We start from the raw sequence: 18038 nt of genomic DNA, 5'->3' as shown, positions 1-18038 counted from the left end.
TTAGTCTTTCCTAATATCTATCTTAATTTCTTAAAATATTGCTACTACTTACTTCTTAATGAAAATTAAAATTTAAAGTCATTATCTTAAACTACTCTATCTTCTCCTCCCAAAGGTTATCAACATACTCTTTCGCTTCCTTTAGTCCAAGTCCAGTAATCTCTCTGCATTTCCTTACTGCTTCAACACTCTTTCCTTCTGAGAGAAGCCTCATTAATTCCTCTTTTTCTTCTTTTGTTACAATTTCAATTGCTCCAAACTTTTCAGCAATCTTATCTAAAGTAATCCTCATATGCTTAAGATCATTTCTCATTTGACTAATAACACTAACTAAAATCATTAGCATAATAGCCCCTATAATTATCCATATACTATTGATATTAAAATCCATATTTTCCCTCCTAATATTTATTTTAAAAAACTTCTAAAATTATATATAACAATTAACCTAATATTTGATATTGCTTATTTATAAGCACTTCTTTTTAGCTAGCTTTTTCTATTTTCCTTATTATTAATTATATGTTCTACTCTTCTAACTTCTTTTTTAAAATACTCTGAATTATATTGTGGCTCATCTTGAAGTATCTCTGCTAGTAACCATTTATTATCTCTATACACAAATTTCCAGTACTCACTTCCATCTTCAATAGATTTGCTTCCTTCAACAACAGATTTTTTATTTCCTTTTAATTCTATTATGTAATCTTTCATGGAAAAACTAATCTTAACCCATAAAAAGCCTTCAAATTCCTCATTTCCTTTAAAATAGGCTTGTATTATTCCATACCTAAACTTTATGTTTTTTAATATGTTTCTTCTATTTTTATTTCTCATATCCTCCAAAACATTAATATGCTCAGCATATAATTCATCTGTAAGTAAGTTAGAAACTTCCTCATATTTATCATTTGTCCAAGCTTTCTGAACCTTATAGAAAGTCTCTTCAATCATTAAATTAATATTATCAAACTCCCAATTAGAATCACTTTCTCCTATTTCATCTAACTCCTCTTTATATTTTCTTTTCTCTTTTCTTAAAGATACTAAACCACATGCTATTAAGGCTGTAAAACCTCCTAAAAACAGAAAATCAAATACTTGAAAGCTACTTCCACTTGAACTTCCTGAACCACTATGAGAACCACTATGTCCCCCTCCATGACCTCCACCTGCTCTTGCATATGTAACATTAGCTGGTAGTAGAATCAACATAAATAAAAAAAATATAACTACTAACTTCTTAACTTTCTTAACCATTCTTCTAACTAACCTCATTTATTTTATTCTAATATAATTAATTTAAATTGTTTTTGTGCCAATTGATGTTATTTCTAGCACAAATAAACTTAAAATTATTCCTATAATAACTATATATTTCCAATAAATTCTTATCAATCCCTTTTACACTCTACTAATTTTCAACTTATCTTATATAGAATAAAAATAACCTGAAATTCTCAGCCTTTTCTATCTTTTGTTCCAAATTTAAGTTCTTCTATCCAACTACCATACACCTATATATTTTAATAAAATTTGAATAACTTGTTAAATAATGTTAAAATAATTCATATAATCATGGAAATTTTAGGAGGGACATTGATGACTTTATCTGAAAACAATGTAGTTAAACTAATAAGGAGTCTTTTTTCATTGTTTTTAATCTATATAGGTGTACAATTTTTATCTGTTTTTATTGCTCTACCATTTATGCTAGTATTTAGTTTATTACTAAAACAGAATCTATTTGACGAAACTTCTAGTAGTCTTCACTATCTTATATTAGATTGTACTTGTCAAATTGTATCTATTTACTTCTTTGCTAAAATCTATAGAGAAAAAGACTTTAATATAACAAAAATTGATAATCATATGTCATTAAAAACACTTGGAAAATATGCTTTAATCTCTCTTGGTGCTAGTGGTATATCAGCATTATGGATTTTTCTTGCAGAATTCTTATCAAACTATTTTCCTTTTATTAAAAATAGTCTTGAAAGCCTTATTGAGCATAATAGTATTTTCAATGGAGGACCCATACTTGCATTTATATCAGTTGTAATACTTGCTCCAATTGTTGAAGAGCTTATTTTTAGAGGAATAATATTCAATGAAGTAGCTAAATATAAAGGAGGAGCATTTCCAATAATCGTATCTGCTCTATTATTTGGACTAGCCCATGGAGAACCAGTACAAATTGTATATGCCTTTATTGGTGGACTTGTATTAGGATTTGTTTATAGCAAAACTCATTCACTTCCTATAGTGATGTTTTTACATATGCTAAATAATTTACTTGCAACTTTTCCTGATTCACTATCAACTATTATTAATACAGTACAAATACTTTGCATTATTCCAATGATATACTTCTTAATCAAACTTTATAAGAAAAACACTATTTAATAAAACAACTCTAAACTAACCATATTACAAAGTTTAGAGTTGTTTTCAATTTTAGTTATTTTGAATATTTAATTCTAAATAAAAAATATTATTTCTTCCTTATCTAAAGTAAATTTATGGTTGTAAAGTAAAATATTATGTTATAATTAGATAATCACAAGACTTTATGGAGGTTAAATTTATGAATAAATCTAAGAAAAAACCTAATTATATTCTGTTTTATATGGGATTATTCATTATATTATTAACTCTCTTCTATTCTAAGTTCTTTTATTCCTCTAGAAGTTCAATTCTTCTTCAAAAGTTACTACTTTATGTTTCTTAGAAAGTCTCTCTAATTCCCCATCTATAAGCTCACTATACTTCTCATAAAAAAGTGTTTTTTCTATCTCATCACTAACCTCACTAAGACTTCTTGTAGAAACTCCATCTATTGCATATGAATCAATATTTTTATTATAATACTCTTCTATTTCCTCAGAAGAAATACTGGCTTTCTCTTTAAGTTCATCCTTTAATAAATTTTCTCCCACAATATCTTCATATTCTTTTATTGCTACTTCTCTTGGAACTCCATAATTGTTTACCTTGTTGCTTATATCATTTTCAAATAACTCTTGTACTCTTTCATCACTTAATTCACTTTCTGGTGAGATATAAAACATTTTTATTAACTCTTTGTTTTCCTCTAGTATTCCATCATAAATAAGCTTCCTCTCCCTAGCTTCTAATCCAAAAAGTTTGCTCTGAACCAATGCCTCAACAGCAAATTTCCTACTTTCTATTATGGTTTCCTTTTGATTTTTATATTCAGAAACCTTAGCTTCATCACTAGAATTTTCTAAAACCTCATTTATTTCATTTTCAAAGTCATCTCCAACTACAGCCTTTGCATAAACTATAGCACTCTGTGAAAATGCATCAACCTGAGCTAAAGTTATTTCCTCTTTCCCTACCTTTGCTACAATAGTCTCTCTCCTAGATATTAGATCCTTACTCTCCTGACTTATTTCAGTATTTTTACTATCCTCTTCATTAACCTTATTATCATTTCCACAAGCTACTAAGCTTAAAGAAATTAAACAAAGGCCTATAACTAAAAATCTCTTCACTTAATTATCTCCCTTAACTTCCCTAAGTAAATTACATATAATTGCTTACAGTTTCTATCTTTACTTAAAGTAAATTATGTCTTAATATTGTTCATTTAAATGTATAACTTCCATTCCACCTAAAATTCAAACTTTTCTTCAAATATCTCAACCTTATGCTCTTTAGAAAGCCTTTCTACTTCACTCTTCAAAAGCTCTTTATACTTTGGAAAATAAATAGAATACTTTATTTCTTCTTTTGCCTCTTCAAGAGTTACTTCTGAATCATTTTCTACTATCTTAGTAATTTTAGGTATATAGGAACCCTCCTCTGTTGTTACTGGACAACATGCATATTCTATTGGATTCCCCTCTAAATGTGGCCAAAACCTTTCATACTTATCTTTATCTTCCTCAGCAAAAAACTTTTCCTGAGCTATAATTTCCCCTTTTTTATATTTACCCGTTTCATTAATAACATCATTATACATATCATCAAACTCAAGCTTATTATCATGCATATCAAAGAAACTATCCATTGCAAACTCATATGATTGATCCCAGTTAGAATACTCTATTGGGAAAAATAGCAGCTGAACATGATATCCCTTTTTCTTAACATATTCATCTATATTTTCATTATAAAAGCTTTCTATTTCCTCTTCAGAAATATTGACTTCTTTTTGTAATTCCATTTTCATAGTCATTTCAGCTATAGAATCCTCAAACCACTTTATTACTTTTTCTCTTGGAATATTATAGTCATTTACATACTTATTTATTCTATCCTCAAAAATCTCTGCCAATTTATTGTCTTCTTCCTTTAAACCAGTAACTTCAAAAAGATTTTTCACAAACTCTGAAGCTTCCTTTAATTTTTCATCTAATATCTCTTTAGAAAATAAGTTTCTATCTCTAGCTTCCATTGCTAAAAGCTTCATCTTAATTAAATTTTGAAGTGATTCTTCTCTAGCCTCTATTAAGTCTTCCTTGTACTTTTTATATTCTTCAACCTTGCTCTCATCATCTGATGTTTCTAAAACCTTATTTATTTCATTCTCAAAATCTTCTCCAACTATATCCCTTGTGTAAGCTATAGTTCCTGAAGCAGCTGCATCCACCTGAGATAAAGTTATTTTCTCTTTCCCTATCTTTGCTACAATAGTATCTTCCCTAGATAATGGCTCCTTAGCTCCACATCCAGTTAAAACTAAACTAACTAAACCTATTGCAAAAATCCCTCTTATATATGTCCTCTTCATCTAGTCTTCCCCCTTAATTTCCCTACAATAAAATTCTATCTTATCCCTAAATTAAAAGGTCATATTATTGAATATTTTTACACTTATTTAAAATAATTTTTTCATAATAAATTATTTGGTAACATTATAAAAAAAGGATTGATTTAACTTCAAATTAAACCAATCCTTATAATCTTATATTTAAAAACACCAAAAACTCGAGACTTCTTTCATCTATCTTAAAATATTAACTAAACACTCTAATTTTTTCTATTACCATATTCATCAAAATTTTTCTTTAAGGCTCTCTCCGTAGGAAATATTGAACCAATTAAAAAGACAAGTTGCACGCCACAAAGTATTCCACCCAAAATACCTATAACATTTTTACCTTTTCCAATTACAAAGAACATAGTCATGACAGATATAACAAGAATCATATATCCTATTACTAGCCATAGCTTTCCACAATAATGATGTGCAAACTCCCAAGTATCTTTGTTTTTCATAGACATTGAGGTTCTATACCCAAAACCCTCATTGATTTCTTTAGGTGCTCTTTCACTAAAGTATTTGCCAAATCCAATCATTGTAAGTGGAATTAATAAGTCCATAACCATCATAAAAATCCAAAATCCCATTTTTATCTCATCCCCTTAAATTTGTCTATGTTTTAGGTTAATGTTGATTTTTAGCTAGTCCATGAAGCCTAACCTAATTATAGTATATATAAAATATTATATAAGTTCTCCCCAAAATCAACACTAAGTTAAACTATAAGACTTATTGAAAATTTGGACTTTCACTTAACCTTTAGCTATTATTCTGAAGCAGATGATTGCAATACTTTGTGAATTTAAACTAGGTCTGAAAAACTAGCTAAAAATTAACACTTACCTAAAATAGAGTCTTTCAAAACATCTAACAAAATAAAAGGAGCTTTATCATAACTTACTATGAAAATTTACAAACAAACTCTATTTGCAAACTTCTAAGTTATTTTAAAGCTCCTAAAACTCTATTTTACCATATACTTTTTAACTATTTTATCTAAGGACTCTAAAGTATCCCTCTCACTTTCCAAATTAACTGCATAAACTCTAACCTTTTTATGCCTCTCATCATCTAAATACCAAGACTCTAAGTACTCTCCCTCTTTTCCTTCTATTCTCTCATTATTAGGATAAAGAAGTATCACTGTATTTGCATTTTTATATCTGGTTAGGTACGCATACATTTGATAAAGATCTTCTCTTTTAACTCCATGCCTATTATAGCTACTAGATACACTTTTCCATTTTGTATCTAGTATTATGCTTTCTACTCCATTCTTTTCAATAACAATATCAGGAATCAGCTTAAATACTCCCTTGTTTGTCTCCTCATTTATTAAAAGCTTATATTTTGAATGTTGCATATGAACAGTTTCCTCTTGAAGTAGCTTCTCTAAAAGCTTTCCTATATAAAGTTCAAAGATTTCATTCATCTTAAATAATATTGAGTAAGCCTTATTTTCTCCAAAGGTTCCAAGGGATGATTCTCCTAAAACAATCATCTTTCCTAATGTAAAAGCTTCTTCAAATCTTTGGTTAAGTCTATTGAACCTATAGCTTTTCACATCATTTAACCTAATGCTTCTTTCATCCACATCTCCTAAAATAGTCTCTGAAAATCTTAAAAGCTTTAATGTTTCTTTGTTTCTTATATTCTTCATGAGTATTTTTACAAAATAACTAAAAATCCTATTTAGCTTATTATCCATAGAAAACTCTTCGTACCTACAAAAGGCCTTTGGTGTGCAGGAAGCCGTATTCTTAATTTGCTCCCTAACTAAAAGACTTCCCTTTAAGGCGTTTTCATTTTCTTCAATATAGACATACTCTCCATAAACGCCCTTACTTAATTCTCTCTGAAGCTTTTTACTAAATAAGTAAGCTAAAATCTCATTTAAACTTTGCTTATGTAGTTTTAATGAACTAATCTCTGAATAATTAACCTTTAAAACCCCACATTTAGAAAGCATATTTAACAAGGCTTTTCTTCCAAGCTCTGGATTATTCTTATTAATGCTTATTTTAGGAAGTATTTCTATTGAAACTGTTGAAAGCCTTATATATCCCACATAATTTATAAACCTTACAGTGTCCTTTCCCCAAACTATATTATCCTTATCTAGCTTTTCAGAAAGAACATAGTTATAAAGCTCATCAGACTCTTTTTTGCTTATTACCTTCTCACAGTTCTCCTCACCATAAAGAGCTTCTTCTTCGTATTCATGGAAGCTATCTTTTTTCTGAGAACCTCCTTCATATTTATGAAAGCCATCTCCCTCCTCAAAGCTCTCTTCATACAAGACAGTTTCCTCTTTAATCTCTTTCTTAAGGTCCTCTTCTAAATCCTTTTCCTTCTTAAAAGACTCTCTTCTCTTACTAAAATCATCTTCACCTTTTAAAGGCTCTTCCTGAAAACCATCTTTTAAATAAACCTTTTCTTCATTTAAAGTATTTTTATTTTCAATGGATTCTTTAAAGTTCTCATTTAACCCTCTTTTTCTATGAAGATTTTCCTTTTCCTTGCTAAAATCATCTTCACTTTTTAAAGTTTCTTTCCCAGAATCCTCTTTTATATAAGCATCAAAGTTATTACAAAACTCTTTTCCTAAATCAATTTCTTCTAACTTATTATCCTCCTTTTTGAAGTCCTTTGCCCTATTTAAGTCTTCTTTTTCACTTCTATTTATAAAATCATCTACAATCCTAAGTGAGTCATAACATTCCTGAATAACTATATGTCTCATATTTTTATTCCTCATCTTTATAAATATTAAAGAAGGCTTCCTTTTCTGGATTCTCAACTATAGCATACTTATACTCTTCTCCATAAGAATCCACTCTCATTCCCTTAAAGAGTTTTCTTGCATCAACGCTTTCCTTTTCTATAAATCTATTAGATTTACCAACTTTACAAGCTCCTCCAAGAACTAATTCTACCTTTTCCCAATCTCCATAGAAATACTCTTGTATTAAAGGAATAACCTTATTTTTCATAATTAAGACTAACTCTTCAAAATCAAGCTCTTCTTTTAAGAAATAAGAATGTCCAATAGTGTGTTCTCTATCAAATAAGTATTCAATTCTTTCATTAATAACCCTTAAGAACTCTCTTACATTAATTCCTTCAATATCCTCTGGTAAAAGTTCCTCCTTAGGCATATATTCAAAGAACTGAAATCTTCTTCTTAGGGCAGTATCAAGTAAAGCTATGGATCTATCTGCTGTGTTCATAGTTCCCAATATGTACAAGTTCTTTGGCACTCCAAATCTTTCATTAGAATATGGAAGAATAACCTTAAGCTCATTTTTCCCTCCAATTCTCTTATCATCCTCTATTAATGTTATAAGCTCCCCAAAGATTTTAGAAATATTTCCTCTATTAATCTCATCTATAATAAGAACATAATTTTTGTTGCTCTTTGAAGCTCTCTTACAAAGGTTTTTAAATATACCATCCTTAGGAACAAATCCTGTGCCTCTTTCATTACTACGCAATCCTTCCACAAATTCTTCATATCCATAGGATTGATGAAATGTACAAAAAGCTATTTGTCCATATTCTAAAAGTTCATTAAAGATTTTAACAGCCTCATCTCTTCTACTTTCATTATTTACTAACTCTTCATACTTCTTAAAATCAACAATCTCTAAGGCTTTATTAATAGCATTAAAGGTTTTTCCTGTTCCAGGAGGACCATATAGAATCTGATTTTTCACCTTAAACTCATAAGGCTTATCTTCTAAATAATCCTCTGTTCCCTCTTCATTGATTCTCATTTCCTCTTCCTTAGATAAAGCATATTCATCTTCAACAGCTAAGTCATAATAAGGTCTAAGTTCTTTAACTGCATTTTCAAAGAAATCTCTTATTTCTTTTCCACTTATTTTTTTAGCATCTTCATAATATAGAGTTTTTCCAACTTGAAGCTTTAATTCTTTTCTCTCTTTTACATCATGTATTAAAGCCTTTATATCATCTGTTTTTCCTCGCTCAGAATAACTATAATCACTATAACTATCCCAGTACTCAAAATCAGTGTTATCCACATCTAATTTGTCTAGAAATCTAAAATGTCTAATATAATCAACTTCATCACTCTTTAAGTCTTTAGTCTCTAAAACTACTCTAAATCTAAGCTTATTTCCTTCTTCAATCTTATCTGCAAATAAAGATATACTTGTAGAAAACTTCTTCTTTCCTACCTCTTTAAGCTCAATCCAAAGATAGTTTCTAACTCTTGTTACTCTTGCAGCAACTAACCATTTTGAAGCTCCCATTTTTTCATAATCAAATCCATCTTCTTTAAATGAATCTGCAATACACTTGAATTTATTTAAAACTTCTTGTGCTTCTTCTCTTAACTTTATGTATTTATTTTTCTCTTCAATATTCTCTTCATTTTCTGGATTTCTATATTCTTCTCCTGCATGCTTCTTTAAAAATTCTAATATACTTAAATAATCTTCTTTACTTAATCTTGGAATAAGCCAGTCCATTTTCCTCTCTCCTTTCCTCATTAGTATTTATCATCTTCAAAATTTATTTTCATAATATTCCGTTTACACTCTTCTTCATACCTACTTCTATTATATAACTCTATTTCCATTAGTCATTTAAATTTTTATAAATTTTCAAATTAATCCTATACTCATTACTAACTAATTTTTAAATAACACTATTTTTCTAATTCATTTAATAGCTTTCTCTATTTTTCTAAATGTATAAGTCCAAGTTTATCATAAATTTAAAATAACAAATTTAAAATAGATCCTTAAAAACAAAGGGAAATAAATAGCTTTACATAAAACTATTTACTTCCCTTTTCCATATGTCTATATATTTTTAATCTTTAATATATGAAAAGTTTTATATTTATATATGAATCATCATTCTATAAAACCATAATAAACTTCTAAAAAGTCTTCTTAAAAATTATTTTATAGCAGTTACACTTTCGACAGTAATAGATATTGATTCATATTCCTTAGGCGCATGAAAGTAAAAGTCCTGTTTAGTTCCTTTAGGAAACTCCCAAATAATATTATTTCCTTCGTCAACAATTCCATCTTTGTCTACTAATTTCATACTGATGTCTATCTTCTTAAAGCTAACATCACTTGTATTCTCTATAGGTATAGTGTATTTAAAGTAATCTTCTCCTTGAATTTCAGATAAATTCTCATCCAAAGCAAATTCAAACTCAATATCAGATAATAATTCCTGTGCAATTTTCTTATGCTCTACCTCCTTATTAGTATCAGCTACCTTTTCTTTATATTTATCATAAAACTCTCTATGTTCTTCATTGATGACCAAACCATAATCATCAACCATCTTCACAATTGCTGTAGATATTAACTCATTTGCCTTCGCCCCATACTCCAAAGCCTTCTCGTAATTCTCATTACTTTCTTTAAGATGTTTTATTTCCAAATTATTTCCTTCTATATAGTCCTTTGCAGCACTTAATAATTCTTCATCATATATCTTTCCTACTAAAGTTTCTAACCTTTCATTCTCTCTTTCTATAACATTTGCAAGCTCTAACTCTATAGTCACTATCTCTGCATCCTTATTTTCACTTTTCACAATTTCTCTTTGATCTAAACTTTCATTTATAATCTCTGATGCTAAAGCTAAAAACATTTCATTAGACGCATTTTTATCTTCCTCACTAATTTGAGTAATATTACTAACCTCTTTTTCATTAACCTTTTTATCATTTCCACAAGCTACAAAGCTTAAGGAAAGTAAACAAAGTCCTATAACTAAAATTCTCTTCATTTTAAAGTCCCCCTTAATTTAAGTTCCTATAAAATTTTATCCTATTCTACCCCAATCTACTGTTTATAGTTACAATTTTTTACATATAATTAAAATAAATTTATTATCTTAAATTATATTTTAAGTGAATGTTTATGGAATTTGCTCTATATCCTAGACTATAATAGCTATAAAGAAAAAATCTTCTGATATATAGTACTTCTAAGTTACGGCTTAATTATTTGCTATATATTTTTACTATAAATTATAAAAGAGAATTGGATTTCCCAACTCTCTTTTAATGTTTCTTATATAAAAATTTTATATCTCAAGAATCAATACTAAGTTAATCTAAAACTTTATTTATTCTTATTTCCTAATCCCACAAGCATTCCACCTAACATACCAAAACATATTCCGTATGCAATAGCTATTGACCCAAATTTATTTATAAACATTGAACCTATTGCTACTCCAAAGCACATGCCAAGGCTCATTCCATTTGCTATATTATTATCTTCTGTATTTTCTTTCTTTTCCATGGAGCCTGTACCACCAGTCCCATCTTCCCCTTGGCTAAGTTTTTTATACTTCTTACTAGAAAGATTTATAACCATTGCAATAGTAACTGAAAGGACAACCAAAGGTAAAACTGCTAAAATAAAGTTTTTCATAAATTCGCACCCCAATAATTTCTTTGAACTAATTTTAACATATTTATGTTTTATTTACATTATTTAAGTGTATTAAATCACCATAATGTATTTATAACTTTTTAAAACTCTACCCTTACCCCTTTGAATTTTTATCCATTTTTGTTTATAATATGAATAAACGAAATCTATTGATTATGACCTATAGGAAAAATACTATGAATGAAGATTTACTCAAGAAATGTATTGATAGCTATTGAATTTATTCCTCAAAGATATTATAAGAATCTGCCTTTATGATGTCCATACTAATATACACTATTCCTCTACTTATTTTAATATACTCAGTTATTTTTATAAGTTATGTCTTGTCTACTAAGTATTTCATAACCAAAGCATTAGACTTCTCAAAACTTTAAACAAGATAAGCTAAAGTATAGCGCTTAATATAAAGCGCATATATTGAAATGTGTGATAAATATTTAATAACCAAAGTGTTAGTCTTATAAAACCTTTAACAAGACACCTTTGTTAAAAGATATAGCACTGAAATAAAGTGTATATATTGAAATATATTTTAAGAACTAGGAGGCAAAGTTATGACAAATATCTTTAAAAACATGCTTAAAGTATCTATCGATATTCCTTATGAGGATTTTACTGTTTATCCAACAATTAGTGTTACAAAAAATGCAATCTCAAAGTATTGTGCCAAGGAAAATATTGAATATGAATTTCTAGAAGATAATGAAGATGGTAATATGCAAGTAAAGTTAAATAATAAAACCTATGAAATTATTCGCTGCCTTGGTGGTAGGGGTTGCTATGTAATCGGCTGTAGACCACTTTAAACCTTTATTTTTAATCTCTAAATTTATCAAAGGGGCTGTACCAAAATGATACAGCCCCTTTACACCTATTTTCAAAACAGTCTATTTATTAATACCTTATTACCTGTACTCTCTTTATTTAAACTGTCCTTATTCTCAGTATTATTTTCTTTAGAAGCACTATTATCTTCTTCCTTATTGTTTTCTGTGTTAACAGCTTCCTTCTAATATTCATTGGAATATGTTCTGAAAGCCGCCATATATCTAAATTAAAAAATTATAAAGCTGACCTTTTGTTTTTTAATACATTCCTTTTCCTTGAAAACTCATGATAATAACTAATATTAAGCTATATGTTGACTTATCAGAAAAGAAAAAGAATATCAAACTTAATATGGTGTATCTCAAAGCCAACTTCTTACTATATTTAAAGTAAATAATGCTAAGTATGAATATAACTACGTTTAAAACCATTAATACATCTATTATTAAATTTAAATTCTCATAAAGAGTTGTAAAATTAAAGAATATAAATGCTGTACAAATAAACTCTATTATTAATCCCATGAATATTACTCTATCCATGTTTATTTCAATCTTAGATTTTTCCCCTACTGCCTTCTCCATAATAGATCCTCCCCTTAATTTCTTTTAACAACCTTCATTCTATGTGAAGCCTCACTACCTAACTCTATGCTCCCTATTTTCTCTAAGGTATTTTCATCATATATAAATAACTTTGAATTCTTAGTTAACACAAACACATAACCATCAACATTCTCTATATAACTTATATTCTTTACATCATCAATTAACTTTTCAAATTCAAGAGTATCTTTATTAAAAATAAGAAATCCATTATTCTTATTATGAACTTGTCCATTTAATATATACTCATACTTCTCATTTCCATAAAAATTACTATTCATTTTATAAGGAACCTCTTTTGTCTCCTTAATTTCTCCCTGATTATCCATAACAATAACCTGACTTTTATCCAAATCTCCATTTTCTTCAAAAGTTAAATTACTAAAGATTACATTGTTCCCCTTAGAATCTTGGCATATGGCATTAACCACATTTCCTATGGCTTCTTTACTAACTACTCTTCCCTCTAGAGTTTTTCTATTTATGGCATATAAGCTTCTGTCTTGTGCATCCTTAAACCCTAGTTTATTAGCACCTTCTAAACTTAAAATTATCTCTTCCTCTCCAACATAATAATCCCTAATATATCCCTTTAAATAAAGTTCCTTAATTGTTTCCTTACTATTACTATCAATTACCTTAAGCTTTAACCCTGGAGAATCCTCTGGTTGAATAGTAACTGATTGTTCAAGAAAAATCCTATCATTTTCACTATCACTTATTATGGTCTGTGGTTCTCTTATGTCATCAAACTCTATTTCATCCTCTAGCTTGCCCTTATTAAAAATTAAAAGTCTATTTGCCTGCTTATAATTTTCTATATCCCTTGAATAAGGAACATATATTTTCCCCTCTGAATCCTTCTCAATAAAGAAAAGATTAGCTGAAGCATATTTTACGTTAATATTATCTATCTTTGAGTATTCAATATTGTCTTTCTCAATGTTCCCAATTTGAAGAAGCATTAATCCATTACTATCTGTTATATAGATATCATATAATGAATCCTGAGAATAACTCTTCTCAATATTTCTATTACTTATAATAATTCCTACCTGCCGCTTAACACTTGGCCCTATAGCAATTAAAAACACTATTATAAGTGCTGCTATAAACACTTCCTTTTTATGTTTCATATTTTCCCCCTTAATTTAAGCTATATTACTGCATAACTCTCTTTTAGGTTAATGTTGATTTTTAACTAATCATCCATACGTAGCTTACTGTAATTTCATAGCTTTTAAATCTACTTCTTTTAAATCCACCCTCCTTACACCTATATTTTACCATTTTTTATATTTTTAGTATATTTTTATTTATTTAACATAAAATTTTATAAGGCCTAGGAAAAAATCAATACTACTTTAAAACATAGCCAATACTTTTAATATTCCTTATATCCTTAGTGCTTCTCACATTTGGATTAGTTAGCTTATTTAAAAATAACTCAGTTAAAATAAAATCTTAAAAAACAAAAAAACAAGGATATATATCAAAATCACTTAAAATAAAACTTATAAATAACATGAAGAAGCTCTTCTAGCTTCACTTTAGAATTTAAGCTATTAATATTTATAAGTTTTATTATTTAAGTTTTGATACAGACCCTTGCCCATAATTAAAGCCTATTCTTAAAACAACTAGTTTCTCATTTTCTCATTAGGCAGTAAAGTTCCTTGATTAAAAAACATCTTCCATTTTCCATTCTCTTCTTTCCATATGGAACTACGAAGAAAATATCTCTTTCTTTCATCATGTTCATCATGTTTTACTACCTTATAAGTGGCTAACACGCAATCTTTTGATAATTCTTTTACTTCAAAGTTGAAGATTTCCCAATCTAAGTTTTTCTCGTCATCCTCAGCTTGAAATATATCTCCATTTTTATAGTGATATTCACTTCCTGAGCTACAGAATTCAACAAAATCATCTGCTACTATTTCATTTATTTTTTGTGCTGATTTTCTCACATCAGCCTTTAATAGATCATTCTCTAATTCAAATATTTTTTCCTTTAAAGAATTCATCTCATCACCCCATATCAACCTATATTTTTCTCTACAAGTTATGTACTTTTCTAAACATTAAAGCTCTCTCTTCCGTATCTCTCTAATGTTTAATCTATTAATCTGTCATAAGTAATTTTTATGTCTTAGTCACTTTCTCTAGTTATAATTTTCTATCAAATTCTTCCTAACTAAAAAAACATCACTTTAAATACTCAATTAATCTTCCTTATACAAAATATTTTACCCATGAAAAATTACAAAATGAAGGCAATTGATAAATATTTTTTAAACAACTATTCTCTTTAACTCTTTATAAATGATTATATTTCAGATGAGTGTTAATTCTAATTCTAAAAGTATTCTTAATTCTTATAAATTAAGTTATTTTTTATTTCGGCTCTGATATATAAAATTGTTATTTCTATAACTTTGCCTCTTAATTTCTTAAATAAATTATGATGTTTTAATAAAATATATATTTATACATAAAAATTAAGCAGTTATGAGATAAACTTAATTTTTTATCTCATAACTGCTTATTAAAGCCTATTAAAAATTTAGATATATTTTAGTTTATTGATTTTTATATAGTTTATAATTTATATATTACTTAAAATTATTATGTCGAGTAATAATCTGTATATATTGGGCAAATATATAACTAACTAAAAATCAATAATACCTTTAAAGATATCTATTATTTATTAACTGAATAAAAACATCTCTTTGGTGAAATTATTTTTTCTTCTTTCTTTAAATCCTTTATTGCTTTATCCACATCTTTTTTGTCTATTCCTGCTTTTTCAGCAATTTCTCCACCCTTTAATGGTTCTTCAGAGTTAGTTAATACTTCTAGTACTTTTTCTTTAATGTCCATAATTTTTCCCTCCTTGTTAAAATAAATTCTCTCTACCTCTATTATAAACATAAAAATTTTATTTTAAAATAGTTATTATTAATAAATATAAACTATTTGTATTTTCCTCTAAAAATATATTCATTTTACTTGTTTAAATACTTACTTTCTTACTTTTTACTTAAATTACTCAAAGGATTATTTTCTATAATACCCCTTTACTAATTCTCATTTTAATTTTATTTTTTAAACCTATCATATATTTCAAAGTCTATTTTATCAGCTACTAGCATATTATTTTCAAATTTATACTCTACTTTTACTTCTCCAACATATGTAATAAAAGAAACCTGTCCGCCTATGCTAGCCTTTAGCTTTCCATTAGTAAATTCATAATTTATATAATTACCAAAATAAATATTATCACGCCAATGCTTTTTAAACAAAGATTCATTATAAAGCATATTAATATTTTTACCATCAATATTAGTTTCTTTACCATTGATGTTAATCTTAATATCAATAGTATCTTTAGTTTTATTTACTTTTGTTTTAACATTTTTAGCTATAATATCTAGTGGATCCTGAACTTTAATCTCTTCTAAGGTATCAATATTAAATATATGTACTTCTTGAACATTAATCTCTGTTCCCGTCCATTTAGTTGTTATAACTATTAATTCTTTTTTGTTATCATTATTAATGTCACTTAGTATTAATTGAGGTCTAAAGGACAAGCCAGAATCAACAATCCAATTAAAAATTTTCTGCTTACCTTTAACATCAAGAAGTATCTCCTGATATACTCCTTTTCCTTCATCAGAATCTAAAGCATATAAGTATATAAACTCATTAGGTATTGCTGCCAATAATACAGAAGTATCTATATTATCCCTAGAATCGACTTTATAAATAGTTTTCCCACTAACATAGCTATTCATTAAAATTGAAGTCATTATACAACTTATAAAGACTATAAAATATCTTTTATTTCTAAACATACTAATCACCTCAATGTATTTTCTGCACTTCAATTTATAATTATTAAATAAATAGTTTATTAAAAATACTCTTCCCAATTAAAATGAATCTCATTTCTAAATAGAAAATAATATTATAAACTCTGAAATAGTCAATTTTCATATACATTGTAATAAAAAAAAGATTTAAAGCCTACTCTGCTCTAAATCTTTTTCACTCTAATATATACATAATATTTCTCTTTTCTAGTTTTTTATTTTTAACTTTCTATTATCTTAAATCTTCTTTCTCATCGTATCCTAAGAATGTTGCTTTAACTAATACCCTTACTAAATCCATTGCTTTTTTCATAATCTACTCTCTCCTTTGTATCTTTTATTTCTAACTTTCTATTATCTTAAATCCTCTTTCTCATCATATCCTAAGAATGTTGCCTTAACTAATACTCTTACTAAATCTATTGCTTTTTTCATAATCTAATTTCTCCTTTTGTATCTCTTTATTTCTAACCTTCTATTATCTTAAATCCTCTTTCTCATCGTATCCTAAGAATGTTGCTTTAACTAATACCCTTACTAAATCCATTGCTTTTTTCATAATCTAATCTCTCCTTTGTATCTTTTATTTCTAACTTTCTATTATCTTAAATCCTCTTTCTCATCATATCCTAAGAATGTTACCTTAACTAATACCCTTACTAAATCCATTGCCTTTTTCATAATCTAATCTCTCCTTTTGTATTTCTTTATTTCTCTTTTTGGTTGTTTCCCTCAATCCTTGATTTAATTATATATTCCTAAGTAAAAATCTCATATTTAAGTTCATTACAACAAGATTACATATTTGAAAGGTTATATTTCCTTTCTGTAACCTAACTTGATCATCCATAATTTATATAAAATCACTGTATTAGTTCTAACTATTTATTTATTCATGATTGTGCTAAGATAATCAGATTATTCCTATCCTCTAGTTTTAGCTATTGTATCAAAGAAGGTAATGAAATCTATAATTTATAAGAGTTAAATATGCTATTAAACAATTTAATAAATCTTATTAAAAACTATTAATTATTAATTATTAGTTTTATAATATATTTATAATATTTAATTTAGGAGGATAAAAAAATGAAATACTTTATTGTTGAAGGTATATTAAAAAATTCAGATAAGATTAATGAAGATATAATGAAAGAACATATGGCTTATACTCAAAAAGCAATGGATGAAGGAATGATATTAATGTCTGGACTTAAATCAGATATGAGTGGAGGGATATTTGTTATTAAATCAGAATCTATAGAAAAATTAGAAACTTATTTATCAAATGAACCTTTTAAACTTTATGGAATACAAGATTATAAATTTGTAGAATTTAACGCTCATTACTTTAACCAGTCACCAAGTGAATGGTTTAATAAATAACATCTATTTTTAATGTGCTTATTATTTAAAAGATATAATAAAAATAAAAAGAGTATTTTAAATTACAATTATGATGTAACTT

General features: G+C 27.3%; 17 protein-coding genes. 3 read left to right on the top strand and 14 right to left on the bottom strand.

Annotated features, from left to right (window positions below):
* Window positions 1-91: 91 nt before the first annotated feature.
* Together AC2JAQ_RS05120 and AC2JAQ_RS05115 are read right to left on the bottom strand one after the other, a co-directional pair.
* Window positions 92-391 (bottom strand): ribosomal protein L7/L12, encoded by a 300-nt coding sequence (locus tag AC2JAQ_RS05120; protein WP_488458225.1) that lies wholly within the window; start codon window positions 389-391, stop codon window positions 92-94.
* Window positions 392-489: 98 nt separating this feature from the next.
* On the bottom strand, window positions 490-1260 hold the full coding sequence (locus AC2JAQ_RS05115) for a Tim44 domain-containing protein (protein WP_488458224.1): 771 nt from the start codon (window positions 1258-1260) through the stop codon (window positions 490-492).
* Between the two features lie 342 nt (window positions 1261-1602).
* On the opposite strand from AC2JAQ_RS05115, the gene AC2JAQ_RS05110 reads away from it, so the two are divergent.
* Window positions 1603-2406: a CPBP family intramembrane glutamic endopeptidase gene (locus AC2JAQ_RS05110; protein ID WP_488458223.1), complete on the top strand. Its 804-nt coding sequence runs from the start codon at window positions 1603-1605 to the stop codon at window positions 2404-2406.
* Between the two features lie 278 nt (window positions 2407-2684).
* On the opposite strand, the gene AC2JAQ_RS05105 is transcribed toward AC2JAQ_RS05110, so the two are convergent.
* The 7 genes from AC2JAQ_RS05105 to AC2JAQ_RS05075 form a co-directional block, all read right to left on the bottom strand.
* A complete protein-coding gene (locus AC2JAQ_RS05105; RefSeq protein ID WP_488458222.1) occupies window positions 2685-3518 on the bottom strand; it encodes a peptidylprolyl isomerase in 834 nt (277 codons plus the stop codon).
* 119 nt (window positions 3519-3637) lie between these two features.
* Window positions 3638-4759: a SurA N-terminal domain-containing protein gene (locus AC2JAQ_RS05100; RefSeq protein WP_488458221.1), complete on the bottom strand. Its 1122-nt coding sequence runs from the start codon at window positions 4757-4759 to the stop codon at window positions 3638-3640.
* Between the two features lie 239 nt (window positions 4760-4998).
* Window positions 4999-5379: an SdpI family protein gene (locus AC2JAQ_RS05095; protein ID WP_488458220.1), complete on the bottom strand. Its 381-nt coding sequence runs from the start codon at window positions 5377-5379 to the stop codon at window positions 4999-5001.
* A 377-nt stretch (window positions 5380-5756) separates the two neighbouring features.
* Complete coding sequence (locus AC2JAQ_RS05090) at window positions 5757-7535, bottom strand: McrC family protein (RefSeq protein WP_488458219.1); 1779 nt, start codon at window positions 7533-7535, stop codon at window positions 5757-5759.
* Between the two features lie 4 nt (window positions 7536-7539).
* Window positions 7540-9288 carry an McrB family protein gene (locus AC2JAQ_RS05085; RefSeq protein WP_488458218.1) on the bottom strand — a complete coding sequence of 583 codons (1749 nt, stop codon included), beginning with the start codon at window positions 9286-9288 and terminating at the stop codon, window positions 7540-7542.
* Window positions 9289-9724: 436 nt separating this feature from the next.
* Complete coding sequence (locus AC2JAQ_RS05080) at window positions 9725-10576, bottom strand: hypothetical protein (protein ID WP_488458217.1); 852 nt, start codon at window positions 10574-10576, stop codon at window positions 9725-9727.
* Window positions 10577-10914: 338 nt separating this feature from the next.
* Window positions 10915-11229: a hypothetical protein gene (locus AC2JAQ_RS05075; protein WP_488458216.1), complete on the bottom strand. Its 315-nt coding sequence runs from the start codon at window positions 11227-11229 to the stop codon at window positions 10915-10917.
* A 578-nt stretch (window positions 11230-11807) separates the two neighbouring features.
* Between AC2JAQ_RS05075 and AC2JAQ_RS05070 the strand changes: the two genes are divergently transcribed.
* On the top strand, window positions 11808-12059 hold the full coding sequence (locus AC2JAQ_RS05070) for a hypothetical protein (RefSeq protein ID WP_488458215.1): 252 nt from the start codon (window positions 11808-11810) through the stop codon (window positions 12057-12059).
* A gap of 279 nt (window positions 12060-12338) precedes the next feature.
* Here AC2JAQ_RS05070 and AC2JAQ_RS05065 read toward each other — a convergent pair whose 3' ends face one another.
* The 5 genes from AC2JAQ_RS05065 to AC2JAQ_RS05045 form a co-directional block, all read right to left on the bottom strand.
* Complete coding sequence (locus tag AC2JAQ_RS05065; RefSeq protein WP_488458214.1) at window positions 12339-12665, bottom strand: hypothetical protein; 327 nt, start codon at window positions 12663-12665, stop codon at window positions 12339-12341.
* 14 nt (window positions 12666-12679) lie between these two features.
* A complete protein-coding gene (locus AC2JAQ_RS05060; RefSeq protein WP_488458213.1) occupies window positions 12680-13822 on the bottom strand; it encodes a hypothetical protein in 1143 nt (380 codons plus the stop codon).
* 504 nt (window positions 13823-14326) lie between these two features.
* On the bottom strand, window positions 14327-14713 hold the full coding sequence (locus AC2JAQ_RS05055) for a nuclear transport factor 2 family protein (RefSeq protein WP_488458212.1): 387 nt from the start codon (window positions 14711-14713) through the stop codon (window positions 14327-14329).
* A 679-nt stretch (window positions 14714-15392) separates the two neighbouring features.
* On the bottom strand, window positions 15393-15572 hold the full coding sequence (locus AC2JAQ_RS05050) for an HTH domain-containing protein (protein WP_423238381.1): 180 nt from the start codon (window positions 15570-15572) through the stop codon (window positions 15393-15395).
* A 218-nt stretch (window positions 15573-15790) separates the two neighbouring features.
* Window positions 15791-16552, bottom strand: coding sequence for a hypothetical protein (locus tag AC2JAQ_RS05045; RefSeq protein ID WP_488458211.1), 762 nt, complete (start codon window positions 16550-16552; stop codon window positions 15791-15793).
* 1107 nt (window positions 16553-17659) lie between these two features.
* Between AC2JAQ_RS05045 and AC2JAQ_RS05040 the strand changes: the two genes are divergently transcribed.
* Window positions 17660-17956 carry a YciI family protein gene (locus AC2JAQ_RS05040; protein ID WP_488458210.1) on the top strand — a complete coding sequence of 99 codons (297 nt, stop codon included), beginning with the start codon at window positions 17660-17662 and terminating at the stop codon, window positions 17954-17956.
* The last annotated feature ends 82 nt before the right edge of the window (window positions 17957-18038 follow it).

Source organism: Clostridium sp. LIBA-8553 (assembly GCF_057782465.1).
The sequence above is the reverse complement of the archived record's forward strand: the minus strand, read 5'-3'. Positions and strand labels throughout refer to the sequence as shown.